Genomic DNA, 19,152 nt, shown 5'->3' on the forward strand with positions numbered 1-19,152 from the left:
TTGCCCGAGCCTGCCACTTGTCATAGCTGACCGCTAACAGATACTATTCAGCCTTGTTAACGAACGCCCACTGGTGCTGATTCCAAACCAGACCTGTCTGGGTTGAGTTTGCTCGGACGTTAGCCAGATCAGACGCGTTAGCCGCGATGCCTGGGTGTGCGTAGATTGGGAGGCTGAAGAGATCCTCCCACAGCAGCTTCTCAACCTCTTTCCGACCATCAACCTGCTTGTCACGGTCAACAGACGAGGCAACCTTCTTCCACGCAGCGTCTACCTCTGCGTTAGAGTACTTACCGTAGTTCTGTGGCTGATCGGTGCTTGAAATGTTCTGACCGCTCACAACCTGACCTGAACCAGCCCATGCGAACAGTGCAATGTCGTAGTTACCGGCTGACAGGTCACCGTCTGGGCCGAAGAAGTTTTCTGCGCCCTGGTCAACAATCTCAAAGCCAGCCTGGTCACATGACTCTTTGATCAGCGCAACAGTGTCGCTGCGGCGAGGGTTTGGCTTGTTGTAACCAATGCGAACCTTTGGCTTGCTAACGCCTGACTTCTCAACGAGAGACTTAGCCTTCTTAATGTCAACCTCATCGTACTTGCCATCGTAAATGTCACTTACGTAGTCTTTGTACTCTTTCTGGAAGTTGAAGAACTCGCCGCGTGAGTTAAGCACCTCAGCGTCTGGGTTAAGAGGCTTAATCAGGTTGTCAACAATCTGCTGACGTGGAACACAGTAGGCGAATGCCTCGCGCAGTTCTTTGCTCTCTGCAAAGACACCGCCGCCGAAGTTGAAGTCAAGGTGCTCATAGGTCATGGTTGGGTACTGGTGAATAATCACTGAATCGCCCATGCCCTGCAGCTGGTTCAGGGTGTCAACTGTTGCCTGTGGCTCAATCGCGGTCAGATCGCGGTTCTGGAGAGCCTGTGCGTGGGTTGATGGATCGGCGATACGGATTGTGATGTTCTTGGTTGCTGGCGGTGTACCCCAGAACTTTTCGTTAGCCTCAAGGGTAACTGACTGGTTAGGTGAGAACGACTTGAGCTTGTATGGGCCGTATGACGGGTAGAGTGCCATATCGCCAAGCTTGGTGGTGACATCCCAACCGGTGTTCCAGAACTCAGCGGCTGCTTTGAGAGCCTCGCCGTCTTTGTTCTGTGCAGCGGTCAGCAGATCTTCTTTGCTCATACCCGCCTGCTCAGCTACGATGTGTGACGGCATGATACCACCCATCAGCAGCTCCCAGTCAGCGTATGGCTCGTTGAAGGTGATGGAGAACTCTTTAGAGTCAAAGTTCTCAAACTCAAGACCTCCGGTAACCTGCTCTCCGAGTGAGGTTGAAACCGGGTTGAATACGGTGTTGCCTGCTGCGTCCTTAGTCTCTGGGTTCTCAACAGCCCATTTGAAGACGTAGTCAGCAACGGTGATTGGGGTGCCGTCAGACCAGGTAGCATCCTTGTGAATTGTGTACTTCACCTTGAAAGGATCATCAGAAACTTTCTCGTAGCTTCCCATGTCCTTATTCTGGTAGATGGTGCCGTCGGTGCCGTAGTAGAAAAATGCGAGACCCGTCAGGTCGGTTACGTAACTGTTGTAGGTGCTGTAGTTGTCAGCGTGCAGGTTGTTGTATGAGGTGAAGTTGTCACCGCTGCCCCAGCGGATCTCACCGTCGGCGGTTTTGATGTCGCCGAGATCTGCGTAGCCGCTGTCTGTTGGCTCAACAGTGTACTGCTGGCCAGCAGCGACACCAACATCTTTGCCGCCAGAGGTTGCAGGTCCCTCTGGAGAACATGCTGAGAGTACCAGGGCAGATGCTGCGCCTACAGCCAGTACACCTGTTATCTTTCTTGCTTTTGTCATTATGTGACTCCTTAGTCGAGTAGTAGCTTCGTTGCCCGTATAGCGTGACAAACAAAACACCAGGGGTTGCTACTAATTTACCCAATAATCCCAGCTAAAACATAACTATTCTCAAAAAGCACAGCTGATTGTTATCGAGCCGTTACATTTCTATGCGATCAAATGGAATAACCCGCAGAAAGACGGGCTACTCGCCAAGGCGGTTGCGGTTGCGCATTGCGCGTTCCGCTTCGATCTTGTCTTGCTTCTCTCGGAGTGTCTGCCGCTTGTCGTACTCGCGTTTACCCTTCGCGAGCCCGATTTCAACCTTGACGCGGCCGTCCAAGAAGTAGAGCTTCAGCGGCACAATGGTGATACCGCCGTCACGGGTTTTGCTAAACAGCTTGTCAATCTCCTGCCGGTGCAGCAGCAGCTTGCGCTTCCTACGCGGTGCGTGATTGGTCCACGAACCGTTAAGGTACTCGGGAATGTAGGCGTGCTCAAGCCACGCCTCGCCCGCCTCGATGAAGATAAAAGCCTCATTGAGGGACGCTCTGCCCATCCGCAGCGATTTCACCTCACTGCCCGTTAACACCAGCCCGGCCTCGTAGGTGTCGAGGATATGGTAGTCGTGGCGAGCGCGTTTGTTTGATGCGATTAGCTTTTCGCCCGGTTCGTGTTTCGCCATGATCCACCCCCTAAAAGATATGTCTGTCTGGCGCAAACATCAATCTTATAGCCCGCTGGGCTAAACCACAAACGGGCATTTGCGCCGAAAGCAGCCCCAAGCAGTTAGACGCGGAGGTAGCGGGTGATCGCAACCTTTGCGGCGGCGCCCGAGAGGAGCACGCCGAGCGCGATCAGAATCGGCGGCACTATCAGCGACTGCTCAACCGTAATGTAGCTCGTGAACGGAATCTGTTTCACCAGGAAGTCCTGCACAAAGAACTTGACGATCGCAACGGACGCAACTCCCGCGAGAACCGCACCGATCAGCGCCGCAATCACACCCTCCAGGATGAACGGCGTTTGAATGAATCGGTTTGATGCCCCGACAAGGCGCATAATTCCGATCTCTCGGCGACGCGAGAACGCGGACAGTCTGATCGTTGTTGAGATCAGGAGCACCGCGGCGACCAGCATCAGCGCCGCAATCACAATCGCGGTGTAGCTGGCGATACCGAGGAAGAGGAAGATTCTGTCGAGCAGGCTCCGCTGGTCGGTGACGCTCTGCACACCGGCGATCCCCGTGAAGGTCTCCTGCACAACCTGCGAGTTTGACGGATCCGTCAGTTTCACCCAGAAGGTTTCATTGAGCTGGTCAGCGGTTGTGATGTCGAGGATCGGGTTGCCGCGGAACTGCTCCTGGAACTGCGCAAGCGCTTCCTCCTGGTTGAGGAAGAAATAGTCCTCAACGTAAGGTGCCAGGTTTTCGGACTCGAGCGCCATCTTTACCGCGGCGAGCTGCTCCTCATTGGCTTTGCTGCCCGCACAGGTGGCGCTCTGGTCGTAGTCGGTGCACATGTAGATCGCGACCTGCGCGCGGTCATACCAGTAGGTTTTCATCTGCTGCACCTGCAGCTGCATCAGGAACGCGGCACCCACGAATGTCAGAGACACGAAGGTCACCAGAATAACCGAGATAACAACGGAGAGGTTGCGGCGCAGACCGTTAAAAACCTCGCTCAGCACAAATCCAAGTCTCATCGCACAGGCCCCACATCTGACGCGTCATCGTCTTTGTTTTCAAGCCCGAGCTTGTCAGCAAGCCCGGTTCCCTCGGCGATCTGGTGTTCGGCCCAGCGGACCGGATCCACCGTCTCATCGAGCGATTTCTGCTCGGCAACCGGCGCACCAAAGCCACTGTCGATGTGGTCGGCTGAGGCAGCGGTGAACTGCTCGGCCTCCCCCGGAGCCGGTTTGGTCAGCAGGTCTCCGGGAAGTTCCGCGTCGAAGGGCTCAGGAACGTGCAGCGCGGCAAGCCCGGCGGCCTCAGCCTTGGCGTTCTCCTCAATCTGCTCGGGCGCGAGTGTCTCTGCGATCACCGCGGTGGTTGTGCGCAGCGGCGCACGCAGGCCAGCCTTGCGCAGATCGTCGATCGGGATCGAGGCGGTTTCGCCGTAGCCACCGCCCTGTTCGTCGCGAACAACCTGCCCCTCGGAGAGCTCAATAACGCGCTGTTCCATAATGTCCACGAAGGTTGCCTCGTGGGTTGCCATCACAACCGTTGTGCCTGCTGCGTTAATCGCCTGCAGCAGCTGCATAATTCCGAGGCTGGTTGCCGGATCCAGGTTACCGGTTGGCTCGTCAGCCAGCAGAATCGCTGGTTTGTTGACGATCGCGCGCGCGATTGCAACGCGCTGCTGCTCACCGCCTGAAAGCTCGTGCGGGAAGCGACGCTCTTTACCGCCGAGCCCGACCATCTCCAGCGCGTCAGGAACAGCCTCCTGAATAAAACCGCGTGATTTGCCGATCACCTGCAGCGTGAAGGCCACATTGTCGTAGACCGTTTTGTTTTGCAGCAGCCGAAAGTCTTGGAAAACAGTTCCGAGATTGCGCCGAAAGAACGGCACCTTGCGGGTTGAGATCTTGCCGAGATCCTGCCCCAGCACGTGCACTTTACCGCTTGTTGCCTGCTCCTCGCGCAGCATCAGCTGCAGACAGCTTGACTTGCCGGAGCCTGACGCGCCAACAATAAACACGAACTCGCCGCGTTCAACACTCAGCGTGACACTGTCAAGCGCTGGACGCTTGGTGCCGCGATACCGTTTGGTGACGTTCTCAAAACTAATCATTGCCTGTCTGACTTTACGCGCATAATCCGCTGCTGTGTCAGCAACACACCAATCTCGCTGGCATTTCTCAGGTTAATCACCCCGCAGGCTGCTATCCTAGCGGATCCGGCAATCCCCGTTCCGGGCAGCCCACGCCCCAGCAGCCCGTGCCCGCAGGTTACTGCATTGAGCGCCAGCGGATCCCCGCCGCAATGAACCCGTCAAGGTCACCGTCGAACACGCTCTGTGGGTTGTTAACCTCATACTCGGTGCGCAGGTCTTTCACCATCTGGTAGGGGGCGAGCACATAGCTGCGCATCTGATCGCCCCAGCTGGCGGTGATATTGCCGGCGAGCTCTTTCTTCTTTGCCGCCTCAGCCTCCCGCTGCAGAATCAGCAGCCGTGACTGCAGCACCCGCATCGCCGCGGCACGGTTTTGCAGCTGGCTCTTTTCGTTCTGCATCGAAACGACGATACCGGTCGGGAGGTGGGTGATCCGCACCGCCGAATCGGTTGTGTTAACCGACTGCCCGCCGGGACCGCTGGAGCGGAACACGTCAACCTTAATGTCACTCTCGGGGATTTCAACCTCTGACGCCTCAGGCAGCAGCGGGATCACCTCAACGGCCGCGAAACTGGTTTGGCGTTTACCCGCCGAGTTGAAAGGGCTCATTCGCACCAGCCGGTGTGTGCCCGACTCGACCGACAGCGAGCCGAAGGCGTAGGGCGCGTCGAACTGCATGGTGGTTGATTTGATGCCCGCTTCTTCAGCGTAGCTGGTGTCGAGCACGGTCACCTGATAGTCGTGCCTTTCACCGTAGCGGATGTACATACGCTGCAGCATCTCGGCAAAGTCAGCGGCGTCAACTCCGCCCGCGCCCGACCGGATGGTTAGCACCGCGGGATACTCGTCATACTCGCCCGACAGCAGTGTCTGCACCTCAAGCTCGCTAATTGCCGCTTCGATCGCCGAGAGTTCGGCAACCGCCTCGGCGGCGCTGTCGCTGTCGTTGTGTTCCTCGGCGAGCTCGATTAGCACGTCCAGATCATCTAGGCGGTTTGCGATGCCGGTGAGCTTTTGCAGCTGCGTTTTCTTATGACTGAGCGCGCTGGTCACCTGCTGCGCCGCCTGCTGATCGTCCCACAGTCCAGGAGCTGCCGCTTGGGTTTCCAGTTCGGCAACGCTCGCTTTAATGCCCTCGATGTCAGACACCTGGGCAATATCGGAGTAGGTTGAGCGCGCGGTTTTGATTCGCGCCGAAAGATCTAGGTCAAGCATGATGTGTTTAAGTCTATCGGCTTCGCCGTGTTTTGACGGCGGTGGATCCCGGATCCGCCCGAGATAATAATGATTCCGCAAAAAGCACCATCTAAAATTGCGAAATCCGAAGCAAATACCGAGTTATTCGCACAATTATGCAGGTGTTATGCAGACTTTGATACTGATTCCTTTGCAAAATTCAGTTTTGTGTGTCAGAATCGTAGCGTGAGTAGCAACCGCGCTAACCAGCCAATCGATGCGATTTCGAAGCAGATTGTTGAGCAACTTCAGCTTGACGGTCGGAAAAGCTACGCGGAGATCGCAAAGGTTGTTGGTCTCTCCGAGGCCGCTGTTAGGCAGCGGGTGCAGAAGCTCACAGAATCCGGGATTGCGCAGATAGTTGCTGTCACAGACCCTCTAAGTCTGGGATTTAACCGTCTCGCGATGATCGGAGTCCGAGTTTCGGGCGACATCCGAAAGGTTGCCGACGAGCTCGCCGAGATGCCTGAGGTGTCTTATTTGATTATGACGGCCGGATCCTTCGATCTGATGTTTGAGGTTGTTTGCGAAGACGACGAAGCACTGATCGAGATGCTCAATTCAAGGATTAGAGCGGTTTCCGGGGTGATATCGACTGAGACCTTTATGTATCTCAACATTCAAAAACAGAAATACGACTGGGGAACAAGATAACCATGTCATTTACCTCTGACATTCAAACCAAGGCCTCAAAGCATCTGTGGCCGCACTTTACCAACGCGAAGGTGCTCAATGACGGCATCCCTGTCATCACTCGCGCTGAGGGTCACCACATCTACGATGCTGAGGGCAACAAGTACATTGACGGACTGGCAGGTCTGTTCGTAGTTAACGCAGGTCACGGCCGTGAGCGGATCGTGCAGGCTGCTGCAAAGCAGATGCAGGAACTGCCGTTCATGCCACTGTGGTCATACGCACACCCTGCTGCTGTTGAGTTGGCTGAGCGCCTCTCAAGCTACGCTCCTGGTGAGATGAACAAAGTTTTCTTCACCACCGGCGGTGGCGAAGCTGTTGAGTCTGCGTTCAAGCTGGCTAAGCACTACTGGAAGCTGCGCGGCAAGCCAATGAAGCACAAGGTGATTTCACGCTCTGTTGCCTACCACGGCACCCCACAGGGCGCGCTCGCTATCACCGGTATTCCTGACATGAAGAAGTTCTACGAGCCACTGACCCCGGGCGGTCACCGTGTGCCAAACACGAACTTCTACCGTGCGGCTGAAATGGGTGCTCCTGCTGACGATATCGAAGCATTCGGTCAGTGGGCTGCAAACCGTATCGCTGAAGCAATCGAGTTCGAGGGTCCTGACACAGTAGCTGCTGTGTTCCTGGAGCCAGTGCAGAACTCTGGTGGATGTTTCCCACCTCCTCCGGGTTACTTCAAGCGTGTACGCGAAATCTGTGACCAGTACGATGTGCTGCTGGTGAGCGACGAAGTTATCTGTGCTTACGGACGCATCGGCGACTTCTTCGCTTCTAAGGCACTCGGTTACGAGCCAGACATCATCACCTCTGCAAAGGGTATTACCTCTGGTTACGTGCCACTGGGCGCAATGATCGTGTCTGACAAGGTTTCAGAGCCGTTCAACAGCACCGAGAACACCTTCTACCACGGCTACACCTTCGCTGGTCACCCAGCAGCAGCCGCGGCAGCACTCGAAAACTTCGATATTTTCGAGGAAGAGAAGCTCAACGAGCGCGTACGCGAGAACAGCCCACTGTTCCGCGCCGAGCTCGAGAAGCTGCTCGACATTGACATTGTTGGCGACGTGCGCGGTGAGGGCTACTTCTTCGGTATTGAGCTTGTGAAAGACAAGACAACCAAGGAGACCTTCAACGAGGAGGAGTCAAACCGACTGCTCCGCGACTACCTCAGCCCTGCGCTGTGGGAGGCAGGTCTGTACTGCCGCGCCGATGACCGAGGAGACCCTGTTATCCAGCTTGCTCCACCGCTGACCATCGGTCAGCCAGAGTTTGAGGAGATCGGCGGTATCCTCCGTTCAGTCCTGAAGGACGCTTCTTCAAAACTCTAACCTAATGGTTGGGTTATAGATGAGCACTCGTTGCCCGGTTGCGTTTCGCGGCCGGGCAACGAGTGTTTTATTTTAGAGTTAAATAGGAAAGCTGTGACAGACAATAAAAACACCGCTCAGCAGGCAAAACAGAGCCATTCGGTGATTGACAGATTTTTTGAGATTAGCGCCCGCGGATCCAGCATCGGCCGTGAGATTCGGGGTGGCTTCGTAACCTTCTTCGCAATGGCATACATTGTGATTTTGAACCCGCTGATTCTCGGCGGTGAAGTAAACAGCGACGTCGCTGGTAACTTCCTCGACCCGGCACAGGTTGGCGCCGTCACCAGCCTCTCCGCTGGCCTGATGAGCATCCTCTTCGGCATTGTCGCGAGGCTGCCGTTCGCCTTCGCGGCCGGGCTCGGCATGAACTCCTTCCTCGCCGTCACCGTCGTCGGTCAGGTGACCTGGCAGGAGGCGATGGGCATTGTGATTATCAACGGCATAATCATCTGCCTACTGGGGGCGAGCGGGATCCGCCTGGCGATCTTCCGCGCTGTCCCTGCGGCGCTGAAGTCCGCAATCACCGTGGGTATCGGCTTCTTTATCGCGTTCATCGGTTTTGTTAACGCCGGGTTCGTGACCGCAACCGAGGCGGGGCCTCCTGTGCAGCTGGGGTCGGGCGGATCCATCGCCTCCGTTCCAACGCTGCTCTTCTTGATAACCCTGCTGGTGATCGGTGTGCTGGTGTCGCGCCGCGTCTCTGGCGCGATCCTCATCGGTATCGCAGTGGCGACGGTTGCCGCGATTATTGTGCAGGCGGTGCTTAACCTCGGGCCTGCGGCCACCTCTGAGGGCGGCTGGCACATGACCGTGCCGGAACTGCCAGCAACCCCGGTAACACTCCCCGATTTCTCTCTGATCGGGCAGTTTGATATGTTTGGCGCGTTCGGCAGAATCGGCATCATCTCAACACTGATGATGGTTTTCACGCTGCTGTTCACGAACTTCTTTGACGCGATGGGCACCATGAACGGGCTGGCGAAGAACGCTGGACTGTCTGACCGTGACGGCGAGTTCCCGCGGATCCGCGGCGCCTTCATCGTCGAGGGCTTCGGCGCGATCACCGGCGGTGCCACCTCAAGCTCATCAACCACCGTGTTTGTGGAGAGCGCCTCCGGTATCGCCGAGGGTGCGCGCACCGGTCTGGCGGCAACCGTCACCGGTCTTTTGCTGCTGCTGTCGGCGTTCTTTACCCCGCTGACCGCTGCGGTGCCGATTGAGGTTGGATCCGCTGCCCTCGTGATTGTTGGCGCGATGATGATGGCGCAGGTGTGCGAGATCGACTTTGGTGATTTCTATCTGGCGCTGCCGGCGTTCCTGACGATCGCCGCGATGCCGCTCACCTACTCAATCGCGAACGGTGTCGGTGTCGGCTTTGTTGCGTACGCGCTGCTGCACCTGCTGGGAGGCAGAGCGAAACAGGTGCACTGGCTGATGTGGGTTGTTGCGGCCGGGTTCCTGATCTACTTCACGCGCGGCCCGATCGAGCAACTGCTGCACTAGCGCCTGCGTGGCGGTTGGCTATGATACCAACCGCCACGCGCAGTACCCGGCGAGCACGATCCACACCCCCGCAACCAGCGCGGTGTCGCGCGGCCGCCAGGTGTCCTCAACGAGCTCGGTTTTGGTTTTATAGGCGCCGAAACCGCGCGTGTCCAGTGTCATCGCAACCCGCTCACCGTGCTGCACCCCGACGATCAGCAGCGGCACAATCGAACTCAGCCAGCGCACAACCGGCGCGAAAACACCCCAGCGCGCACCCTGCTTCCGAACCGCCCGTGCCTGCCTTAGCACCCGAAAAGTACCGATGAAACGGCGCACAAAGGCGAGCGCGGCGGTTCCCGCCGAGGTCAGCCGATAAGACACAGGAGTGGACGTTGACAGTGCCCGCAAAAGCGCCTCCGGGCTGCTGGAATACCCCGTGCACAGCACAACACCGACCAGCGCGGCGAGCAGCGTCGCGGTTTTCGCCGCGAGTTCCCAGTGGGTGCCAGCCGCAACCAGCGCGGGGTGCGAGTTAACCGCTAAAACCCAGGTGACAAAGCCCGCGACCAGCCAGATGGCGAGCGCCGCGATCCACCGGCTGCGGGGTTTGCCGAGCACAACAACCGCCACGCTGGACAGCGCCATCCACAGCAGGTTTCCTGGTGTGTTTGAGAACACCAAAAGCCCAACCATAACTGGCAGCGCCGCAATCGACACGGTTAGCGGGTGCAGGCTGAAGCGCGCCCGCGAAACCGGGGGTTTGGGCACAGGCGCAGGCTCACTATTGTCCGATGTGGCGGGGCGTGGATCCGGCAGCGCAATCACCGCGGTTGCGTGCTCCGCAACAAACTCCATGTCGTGGCTGGCGAAAACAACGGTTTTGCCGGTGTCCCGCAGCTGCTGCAGGAAGTCCGCAATCGCCTCGGTGTTGCGCCAGTCCTGCCCGAAGGTTGGCTCGTCAAGCAGAACCAGTTGCTGCTCTGCTGCGGCGGCGACCGTCGCAACCGAGAGGCGGCGTGCCTGCCCACCGGAGAGTGTGAGCGGGTGCCTTTCTGCCTGCGCGGTCAGCTCAAAGTCGGCGAGAACCTCGGCGCTGCGCTCCGCAGGCAGCTGCAGTTCATCACAAACGCGGGAGGCTATGAACTGCTGTTCGGGGTTTTGGAACACATAGCTGGCATCGCCGCAACGCATCTCCTGATCGTGCAGGGTGACGGATCCGGCGCTGCGCTTTGCCGGGGTTATCGCCGCCAGCCGCTGTAAGAGCGACGATTTACCGCTGCCGTTTTGCCCGACCAGCGCAACGATTTCTCCCGAACCAAGGCTAAAGGCGAGCGGTGGGAACCTGCCTGCCGGGTCGGTTACGCTCACTCGCAGCACCTCTCCCCCGGCTAGTTCGGGAACCTCTCGCCAGACGGCGCTGTCTGACTGAGTTGGGTGTTTGCGGTAAAAACGTGGCTGCTCCCCGCTCGGGAAAGCAGTGCCAGCCGCAGCAGCGCCAGCGGCTCCGGCGCCGGCAGCATCAGCGGCTTCGACACCGGCGCGAGCGGCAACGGCACCAGCGGTCCCGGCCCCGGCAGCGTGACCTGTCAGCATTCCGTCTCGGAAGCGGCGCGGGATCCAAATCCCGAGCTCCCGCAGTTCCCGTCCGTGCTCAGTAAACACCTCATCGGGCGCACCAAAATAGAGCTGCTGCCCTGTGGTGCTCAGCACCAGCACCCTATCGAGAGCGTCATACACCGGGTCAATATCGTGCTCAACCAGCAGCACGGCGGTGTTGTCGTGCTGCCGCAGCTGCCGGATCCGCTGATAGAAAGCTGCTTTGCTGTGCGGATCAAGCATCGAGGTTGGTTCGTCGAGCACCAAAAGCTCCGGCTGCATACCCAGCGCGGCCGCGAGTGCTAGGCGCTGTCTTTGCCCGCCCGATAGTTCCCACGGGCTTGTGTGGGTGTACTCGCTCAGCTGAAACTCGCGCAGCAGCTCCGCAACCCGGGCAGTGATCTCGGGAACCGGCAGCCGCATATTCTGCAGCGGGAATGCGAGCTCGGCCGCAACCTCGCGGGTCACAACCGCAGCGTCCGGGTTCTGGCCAACATAGCCGATGTGCGATACCAGGTCTGCAACCGAGGCGTCGGCGATCTGGGTCCCGGCGATCTGGGCGGATCCGCTATAGCGCGCCGGCAGGGTGTGCGGGATTAGACCGCAAACGGTCTGCAGCAGCGTTGATTTGCCGCAGCCGGAGGGGCCAACGACCGCGATAAACTCGCCACGCTGCAGCTCGAAGTTGATGCCGCGCAGAACCCAGTCGACTGCGCCGTTGAACTTTACACCAAGGTCGCTCACCTTGGCGATCACAGTTATTTAGCCCCTATTCCGGCGCGGTGCAGGGCGCGAGCCAACAGTAGCGTGACAAACACTCCGATCTGACCGGAAATCACCGATAGCAGCACGATTAGGAACTGTTCCTGCGCGGTTACCTGCACCTGCTGCACAACCGCGTAGAGGCTGCCATTAAAAAGCGAGAACACCAGGCCGGAGATGCTGAACGCCCACCACTTCCACTTGCGGTAGAGCATCACCATCAGCGGGATCTCAATCAGCGCTGCCCCGAGCAGGTTGCCGAAAACCGCAGTGTAGCTTTGCGGTGTCGTAAACATGCCAATCACACCAATGATTAGAGCCGCGACATAGGAGGCTCCCGGACGCCGCAGCAGCGCGAGCGGCAGCATATAGGGAATAACCCAAACACCCATCAGACAGGCGGACCAGATGAGCCCGTCCGGGGTGACGGTTAGCACAAGCCCGAGATAGGTGAGCGGCACAACAATGATTGCGCCTGCGACAGCGAGCGCCGCAATAATCATCAGATTGCGCGTTCCCAGCACCGAGTTTGCGAGCTTAGAGCGGCCGGATTCACGAAGTTCACTGGACGTGTTCATACTGTCTCCTTTGGGGGTTAGACAAGCTAATCCTACTCCCGCGAAACAATACTGACAAGGGTTTTCATTAAGAAATTTTTTGTCACCCCGAACAAAGCAAAAGGGCTGCAATCCGTGTGGATCACAGCCCTTTCGGTGCTGGGTTTTCCAGCAGCAAACTTATCGACGCAGACCGAGACGCTCGATCAGGCTACGGTAACGCTCAATATCAATGTTCTGCAGGTAGCCGAGCAGACGACGACGCTGACCAACGAGCAGCAGCAGGCCGCGACGTGAGTGGTGGTCGTGCTTGTGGGTCTTCAGGTGCTCGGTGAGATCCTTGATACGGCGTGACAGAATAGCAACCTGCACCTCAGGAGAACCGGTGTCACCTGGCTTGGTCGCGTACTCTTCAATAATCTGCTGTTTTACTTTGGCGTCAAGTGCCATCCTAGCTTCCTTTCGTGAGGTCGTTGCGCGGCGCTGGTCACCCACTGTGCCAGCTCTCTTAATCCGCGGTCGCTATACGACAACCTTTTAAGAATAGCTGTTGAGAGCCGTAAAAGCAAATAGCTGTGGCGCGCTCTAAGAGCACGACACAGCTATCGGCGACAACAACTCACCTGCGCGACAACCCGAGCGGTATCGCGCTGGCGGGATGCGATCGTTTATTTAACGTCGAGCAGGTCGATCACGAAGATCAGCGTTTTACCCGAGAGCGGATGCCCTGGCGCGGTGCCGTAGGCGAGCAGCGGTGGCACGGTTAGCTTGCGCCGGCCGCCGACGCGCATTCCCGGGATGCCGATCTTCCAACCCTCAATCAGCTGGCTGAGCGGGAAGCGGATTGACTCTCCCCTGCTCCATGATGAATCGAACTCCTCACCGGACTCGAACTCAACACCGAGATAGTGCACATCGACGTGTGAGCTGGCTTCAGCCTCTGCTCCCTCGCCGATCACAAGATCCTCAATAACCAGCTCAGTTGGTGCTGGACCCTCAGGAAAACCGATTTCTGGACGCTCTAAATTAGTCATAAACTTATTCTCTCGCACTCGGCCGCTCTGAACCGTAACGTTCGCTGTTAAGAAACACAAAATATTTCAGCACAATCTCAAGCTGCTCGGGTAGAGTTGCTTTGTGAAATTTGCGCATCTGACCTCCAAAACTTCAATAGATCCACAATTAGCAGTCGTTTTAGACGATCGCGCGGTGTTTGTTAACGATCTTGGGATATCAGCGCAGAATCTGCAGCAGCTTATTGAACAGGGACCGGAAGCGCTGGCAAAAATCGCCACAGAGGTGAAAAAGTTTGAGAGCTACGCAGCCCAGCCGCTCAGTGAGCTCAGTTACGCGCCCGCGATTATTGATCCGCCCATAACCCTCGCGGTGGGGCTGAACTATGATGAGCACGCGAGCGAGCTCTCCCTCGATAATGATTCAGGGCCGGTGCTTTTCTCACTCTTCCCGAACTCGCTTAGCGCCCACAAGGCAACCGTTGAGCTGCCGGTGGAGATCACGCGCGAGGTTGATTATGAGGGTGAGCTGGGCGTGATTATTGGCAAACCCGCGAAGAATGTCACCCTTGAAACCGCGCTCGATTACGTGTTCGGTTACACGATCGTTAACGATTTAACCGCCCGCAATCTGCAGTTTATTGAGCCACAGTGGTCACGCTGTAAGTCTTTTGACGGGTTCACCCCGGTTGGCCCGATCGTTGTGACGGCCGATGAGATCCCGGATCCACAAAACCTGAAAATCACAACCGATTACAATGACCTGCGCGTGCAAGACAGCAACACGTCTTTTATGATTCGGTCTGTTGCGCAGCTGATTGTGGCGCTCTCGCAGTCGCTGACACTGCAGCCTGGCACGCTGATTTCGACGGGCTCCCCGGGCGGTGCTGGCCGCAGCCGCAAACCGCCTCTCTACATGCGCGAGGGCGTTGTTTCAACCGTCACAATCGAGCGGATCGGTTCACTCACCAGCTATTTCGTTGAGGTCTAACCCCCAACCGGCGGGCAAACACAAAGGGTGGATCCGATGCGGATCCACCCTTTACTGTTGACCTCCAGCCGGCCGAGCCGGCGACCTCCAGCCGGCCCGGCTGGGTCGACTGTGTGTGCTAACCCTCGCCCATCACGCTGGTTGCGTCAACTTCTTCGCGACCGGTTACTTTGTGGGCTTCGCGGGTTGCCTGGGTGTCTGGGGTGAGACCTGCGAGCTTGGCTGGCTGCAGGATCTCGTCAAGCTCAGCCTCACCGAGCAGGCCACGATCGAGCACCATCTGCCGCACATTGCCGTTGGTTGCGAGCGCCTCTTTCGCGAGCTTAGCTGCCTCAGCGTAGCCGATAACCGGCGCGAGCGCGGTGATCACGGTGACGGAGCGAGCAACTGTCTCAGCGAGTTTGTCTTCGTTGGCGGTGATACCGTCCACACAGTTGACGCGCAGTGTCTGGCAGGCGCGCTCCAGCCAGGTGATTGACTGGAACAGTGAGTGGGCGATGATCGGCTCGAATGCGTTAAGCTGCAGCTGGCCGCCCTCAACCGCCATTGAGACGGTGACGTCTGCGCCGGCAACAGCGTAGGCAACCTGTGAAACAGCCTCCGGGATTACCGGGTTTACCTTGCCCGGCATAATCGAGGAACCAGCCTGGCGGGCAGGGAGGTTGATCTCGCCGAGACCGGCCTGCGGACCTGATGACAGCAGTCGCAGGTCGTTCGAGATTTTGGACAGCTTCAGGCCGGTGCGCTTGAGCGCGCCGGAGAAGCTAACGAACACACCGGTGTCGCTGGTTGACTCAATCAGGTCACCGGAGGTTTCGAGTGGGATGCCGGTGATCTCGCGCAGGTGCCTAATCACTGCTTCTTTGTAACCGGCTGCGGCATTAATGCCGGTGCCGATCGCGGTTGCTCCCATGTTTACTTCGTAGAGCAGGGAAACAGCCTCTTTCAGGCGGTCTACATCCTCACGCACGGTTGTTGCGAAAGCGTTGAACTCCTGGCCGAGCGTCATCGGCACAGCGTCCTGCAGCTGGGTGCGGCCAACCTTCAGAATATTAGAGAACTCTTTACCCTTCGCCTCAAAGCTGTCTGCCAGCAGGCGCAGCTCCTCAAGCAGTGACTCGATGAAGAAGGCGAGCGCAATCTTGATCGCGGTTGGGTAGGTGTCGTTGGTTGACTGGCTACGGTTGGTGTGATCGTTCGGGTTGATGAACGCGTAGTCACCCTTCTCACGACCGGCAAGCTCGAGCGCCCGGTTGGTAATAACCTCGTTGGCGTTCATGTTGGTTGAGGTGCCGGCACCGCCCTGCACAACACCGACCGTGAACTGGTCGAGCAGCATCCCGGTTTTCACCTCTTCACAGGCGCGGTCGATCAGCGTCGCACGCTGCTCATCGAGGGCACCGATCTCAAGGTTTGCACGCGCGGCAGCCTGCTTAACGCACGCAAAAGCACGCACAAAATCAGGGTAAACAGAGATTGGTCTGCGCGAGATTGGGAAGTTCTCGTGCGCACGCGCGGTGTGCACGCCCCAGTAAACCGACGCAGGTACCTCTACACTACCCAATGAATCTGTCTCGGTTCTGGTCCGAGATGCGTAGAAATCACTCACCTTATTCTCTCCTGATTAAACGCAAAACCCGGCTGCTATGCCGGATACCTGCTCTCTATTCTAGCTGACAGACACAAACAACACACCCAAAATTTTTAGAACCTTTTGGTTTAGAACTTATCGGCGCTGTTCAGGATCCGATTGATCCGATCCGGAATCGGCGGATGTGTTGCAAACAGGCGTTTCATCAGACCCTGCCTAATTGGATCCGCGATCCACATGTGAGCCATGCTCGACTGCTGTTTTTGCAGCGGCCGGCCGTAGGTTTCGAGCTTGTGGAGCGCGCTGGCAAGCCCCTCCGGGTGGCGGGTTGTGAGCACCCCGGTCGCGTCCGCGAGATACTCCCGCTGGCGTGAAATAGCCAACTGCACAAGCGTTGCCGTGAGCGGCGCAACAAGCATCGCAACCAGCCCAAACACGAGCATAATCGGGTTGCTGTTGTTGCGGCTGCCACCAAAGAACGCCATCCGCATCAGGAAGTCGGAGATCATTCCGACCGCGACAACCAGACCGTAGACGATCATGTTGACGCGAATATCGTAGTTGCGGACGTGCCCGAGCTCGTGAGCCATAACACCCTCGAGCTCTGCGTCGTTCATAATCTCCAACAGCCCGGTTGTTGCCGCAACCTTCGCGTCTTTCGGCCCGCGACCGGTCGCAAAAGCGTTCGGCGCGGGGTCGTTGACGATATAAACCTCCGGCATCGGGGTGCCGGTTGTCATCGCCAGGTTTGCAACGGTGCGGTAGAGGCGTGGATTGTCTGCCTCGCTAATCTGCTGTGCCCCGCTCATCATAATCGCCTGTTTGCCTGCCATAAAGTACTGGAAAACAGCGTAGGCGGTGGCGAACACCAGAACACCAATCACGATTGCGGTGTTCTGGTAGATGGCGGCGGCAAGCCAACCGAGCAAACCAATGATCACAACAAAGCTCAGCATGATCAAAACCGTGTTGAGCTTGTTTTTTATAACAGCGCGATACACCCTAATACCCCCCCGTGACTGCGCGGTAAACACTGTGAGTGCGGCAGCGAAAACCGTGACTGTGCTACGGAAACAGCTGCCTAGCCTGCGAGCTTAACCGAAGTCGATCTTTGGCGGCGCAGAGATCGCAGCCATGTCTTGCACCTCAAAGAACTCACGCTCTTTAAACCCGACACCGCGCACATAGAGCGTGTTCGGGAACACCTGAATCTTCGTGTTGTACTCGCGAACGCCGCCGTTGTAGAAACGACGAGCAGCCTGAATTTTGTTCTCGCTGTCCACCAGCGACTCCTGCAGCTGTAAGAAGTTTTGACTAGCCTGCAGGTCAGGATATGACTCGGCAACCGCGAAAATACCGCGCAGCGCCTGCTGCATTCCGCTCTCAGCCTGTGACGCCTCGGCGGGGGTTTGAGCAGAGATCGTTGCGGATCGGGCACTGGTCACCCGATCCAGCACCTCACGCTCGTGGGAGGCATAGCCCTTCACCGTCTCTACCAGCTGCGGGATCAGATCCGCCCGCCGCTTCAACTGCACGGTGATATCGCTCCACGCCTCATCTACCCGGGTGCGGAGCTTAACCAGGCCGTTGTAGGTAACCCACAAGTAAATGCCGATTATCAGCACCAGGCCGATGCCGACGAACAAGCTGATCATTCCGATATCCATAGCAACAATTTTATGCCCTTTTTCCTGCGGCAATGCTGAAGAAGCACACAAACCAAGAAGCTACCGGTGGTGGCTTGATCCACCCCAAAAAACGGTGAAAACAACGCCTGCAAGCCACAGCAAGCATGCCCAGACTCAGGCAAGTAGATTATCAGCGTTGCTGTAGACAAATCCGGGGAGCCAGCCGATCGGCCAGGCGTTGGTGTCGAACACAGCGCCCAGCACGCTGCCGGGGATTGCGAACAGCCCGGCGAGGCGCGCGTTGAAGTAGCAGCTTGCCAGCATTGTCAAACCAAACAGCCCCAGGAATCCTCTGATCGGCGCGTATTCTCCAACCGTTATTTCATGTATTTCATGGAGCTGTGCGCCTATCAGCTTTGAGAGCAGCAACACGGCAACCGCTAGGGCGGTGAGGATCAGGCCATTCGCCAGTTTATACAGGCGAAGGTCGCGGGCCCCACCGCTTCAAACTCGGTAAGGCTGCTGTGGAGTGACAGTGTCACCGCGAAAACAAGCAGGAACAGCAGCGGCAGCGACAGAGGAAAGGCGATGTGGTTTTGCGTGTGAGTGATATGAAACACCCGCTGCGTCACAGTGAACAGAACAGCGACAACACTAAGGAGCAGGAGCGTCCGTTGATAGCCGCGTGCGGAAAAGAAGCCAAGCATTTTAGGGCTCCAAGAGGAGCAGGTTGCACGCTTTAAAGTCTGCGTAGTGTGCTGTAAACCAGTTCCGCGACTGCTCCAAATCCATGTCTAACATGTTTTGATATGCATTTAGGTATTGTGTGTCAAGTGAAAAACCGTAGAGTTTATCGACGGGCTGCCCAGCCAGCCAGGCGATAATCAACGGATTGGAGATTGCGTCACCGACTTGGCAGCTAGAAAACTCTAAAGCAAGAAAGGACTGCGCAACAGATCGGTATGCATAGTCATCACCGTAGGAGCTCTCGTGAAAGACTGACAATCTCTCGGCTGGTTCAATTTCAGCGTTAAGCTGTTTTAATTGGCTAAACCGCAGCTCCGTGTCGGAGACGATATAGGCAACCCTGTCCCAGACGCGCAGCAATTCTTCCTGAGCAGGTGCAATATCAGGGTTAGCCCAAATTGTCACCTGCTCACCTTGGAATGCTTTTAAACGGGAAGCAATATCAGTTTTATGCTCTCCCCAGAGACCCCTCCCTGCTTCTGCATCAGCTGCGCCCCTCCAACGACTAAACCGATTGAGGCTAGTGCAGCCAGGGATTTAACAACCAATTTTCCGGGGTCTGTAAGCACATACAGAGCAGCTATTAAAAGCCCGCAACCTGCGTACGTCATAGCTTGAATCAAGAAGAACTCTGGAACACTGTCTAAGAAAAATATACCGCTGCGTTTACCGTACGGAATCAGTCCCATCAGCGGCGCGTTACCACCGAGTGGCCTGACCCCTGTTTTTAGATCCGGCTGTTTTTAGAGTCCAGAATGTAGACTGCCAGCATTAACTGGCATCACTTGAAAGGACAACA

Annotated in this window: 20 protein-coding genes; 4 read left to right on the plus strand and 16 right to left on the minus strand. The window is 57.2% G+C overall.

All coding sequences use genetic code 11. From position 1 onward, the window contains the following. Positions 1 to 43 precede the first annotated feature (43 nt). The 5 genes from EII30_RS07975 to prfB form a co-directional block, all read right to left on the minus strand. Positions 44 to 1,858, minus strand: coding sequence for an ABC transporter family substrate-binding protein (locus EII30_RS07975; protein ID WP_124886810.1), 1,815 nt, complete (start codon positions 1,856 to 1,858; stop codon positions 44 to 46). 187 nt (positions 1,859 to 2,045) lie between these two features. Continuing rightward, positions 2,046 to 2,525 (minus strand): SsrA-binding protein SmpB, encoded by a 480-nt coding sequence (gene smpB / locus EII30_RS07980; protein ID WP_124886811.1) that lies wholly within the window; start codon positions 2,523 to 2,525, stop codon positions 2,046 to 2,048. Positions 2,526 to 2,629: 104 nt separating this feature from the next. Next, entirely contained in the window at positions 2,630 to 3,544 is a 915-nt protein-coding gene (ftsX, locus tag EII30_RS07985) for a permease-like cell division protein FtsX (protein ID WP_124886812.1), read from the minus strand. Beyond that, entirely contained in the window at positions 3,541 to 4,632 is a 1,092-nt protein-coding gene (ftsE, locus tag EII30_RS07990) for a cell division ATP-binding protein FtsE (RefSeq protein ID WP_124886813.1), read from the minus strand. Before ftsE ends, ftsX begins: the two co-directional genes overlap by 4 nt. Positions 4,633 to 4,789: 157 nt before the next feature. Further along, on the minus strand, positions 4,790 to 5,890 hold the full coding sequence (gene prfB / locus EII30_RS07995) for a peptide chain release factor 2 (RefSeq protein WP_124886814.1): 1,101 nt from the start codon (positions 5,888 to 5,890) through the stop codon (positions 4,790 to 4,792). A gap of 207 nt (positions 5,891 to 6,097) precedes the next feature. Between prfB and EII30_RS08000 the strand changes: the two genes are divergently transcribed. From EII30_RS08000 to EII30_RS08010, 3 genes are all read left to right on the plus strand, one after another. Then, a complete protein-coding gene (locus tag EII30_RS08000) occupies positions 6,098 to 6,565 on the plus strand; it encodes an Lrp/AsnC family transcriptional regulator (RefSeq protein ID WP_233569458.1) in 468 nt (155 codons plus the stop codon). A 2-nt stretch (positions 6,566 to 6,567) separates the two neighbouring features. After that, positions 6,568 to 7,941: an aspartate aminotransferase family protein gene (locus tag EII30_RS08005; RefSeq protein ID WP_124886816.1), complete on the plus strand. Its 1,374-nt coding sequence runs from the start codon at positions 6,568 to 6,570 to the stop codon at positions 7,939 to 7,941. Positions 7,942 to 8,034: 93 nt separating this feature from the next. Further along, positions 8,035 to 9,486, plus strand: a complete 1,452-nt coding sequence (locus tag EII30_RS08010; protein WP_233569459.1) for an NCS2 family permease — start codon at positions 8,035 to 8,037, stop codon at positions 9,484 to 9,486. Positions 9,487 to 9,504: 18 nt separating this feature from the next. Here the strand turns inward: EII30_RS08010 and EII30_RS08015 are convergent, their stop codons facing one another. The 4 genes from EII30_RS08015 to EII30_RS08030 form a co-directional block, all read right to left on the minus strand. Beyond that, a complete protein-coding gene (locus EII30_RS08015) occupies positions 9,505 to 11,820 on the minus strand; it encodes an ATP-binding cassette domain-containing protein (RefSeq protein ID WP_124886818.1) in 2,316 nt (771 codons plus the stop codon). A gap of 2 nt (positions 11,821 to 11,822) precedes the next feature. After that, entirely contained in the window at positions 11,823 to 12,404 is a 582-nt protein-coding gene (locus EII30_RS08020; RefSeq protein WP_124886819.1) for an ECF transporter S component, read from the minus strand. 159 nt (positions 12,405 to 12,563) lie between these two features. Next, positions 12,564 to 12,833 (minus strand): 30S ribosomal protein S15, encoded by a 270-nt coding sequence (gene rpsO, locus EII30_RS08025; protein WP_124886820.1) that lies wholly within the window; start codon positions 12,831 to 12,833, stop codon positions 12,564 to 12,566. Positions 12,834 to 13,051: 218 nt separating this feature from the next. Continuing rightward, positions 13,052 to 13,417: an FKBP-type peptidyl-prolyl cis-trans isomerase gene (locus tag EII30_RS08030; RefSeq protein ID WP_124886821.1), complete on the minus strand. Its 366-nt coding sequence runs from the start codon at positions 13,415 to 13,417 to the stop codon at positions 13,052 to 13,054. Positions 13,418 to 13,520: 103 nt separating this feature from the next. Between EII30_RS08030 and EII30_RS08035 the strand changes: the two genes are divergently transcribed. After that, a complete protein-coding gene (locus EII30_RS08035) occupies positions 13,521 to 14,387 on the plus strand; it encodes a fumarylacetoacetate hydrolase family protein (protein WP_124886822.1) in 867 nt (288 codons plus the stop codon). A 118-nt stretch (positions 14,388 to 14,505) separates the two neighbouring features. On the opposite strand, the gene EII30_RS08040 is transcribed toward EII30_RS08035, so the two are convergent. From EII30_RS08040 to EII30_RS08830, 7 genes are all read right to left on the minus strand, one after another. Beyond that, positions 14,506 to 15,996, minus strand: coding sequence for an aspartate ammonia-lyase (locus EII30_RS08040; RefSeq protein ID WP_124886823.1), 1,491 nt, complete (start codon positions 15,994 to 15,996; stop codon positions 14,506 to 14,508). A gap of 110 nt (positions 15,997 to 16,106) precedes the next feature. Next, on the minus strand, positions 16,107 to 16,934 hold the full coding sequence (locus tag EII30_RS08045) for a M48 family metalloprotease (protein WP_370267070.1): 828 nt from the start codon (positions 16,932 to 16,934) through the stop codon (positions 16,107 to 16,109). A 138-nt stretch (positions 16,935 to 17,072) separates the two neighbouring features. Next, positions 17,073 to 17,645 (minus strand): LemA family protein, encoded by a 573-nt coding sequence (locus EII30_RS08050; RefSeq protein ID WP_124886825.1) that lies wholly within the window; start codon positions 17,643 to 17,645, stop codon positions 17,073 to 17,075. 135 nt (positions 17,646 to 17,780) lie between these two features. Beyond that, positions 17,781 to 18,035, minus strand: coding sequence for a hypothetical protein (locus EII30_RS08055; RefSeq protein ID WP_158608691.1), 255 nt, complete (start codon positions 18,033 to 18,035; stop codon positions 17,781 to 17,783). A gap of 26 nt (positions 18,036 to 18,061) precedes the next feature. Continuing rightward, the gene (locus tag EII30_RS08060) at positions 18,062 to 18,313 is read right to left on the minus strand and encodes a hypothetical protein (RefSeq protein WP_124886827.1); all 252 of its coding nucleotides are present in this window, start codon (positions 18,311 to 18,313) and stop codon (positions 18,062 to 18,064) included. Between the two features lies 1 nt (position 18,314). Further along, complete coding sequence (locus EII30_RS08065) at positions 18,315 to 18,758, minus strand: hypothetical protein (protein WP_124886828.1); 444 nt, start codon at positions 18,756 to 18,758, stop codon at positions 18,315 to 18,317. 20 nt (positions 18,759 to 18,778) lie between these two features. Further along, a complete protein-coding gene (locus EII30_RS08830) occupies positions 18,779 to 19,042 on the minus strand; it encodes a hypothetical protein (RefSeq protein ID WP_148090566.1) in 264 nt (87 codons plus the stop codon). Between the last annotated feature and the right edge of the window lie 110 nt (positions 19,043 to 19,152).

The organism is Leucobacter sp. OH1287 (assembly GCF_003859945.1).
Taxonomy (GTDB): Bacteria; Actinomycetota; Actinomycetes; order Actinomycetales; family Microbacteriaceae; genus Canibacter.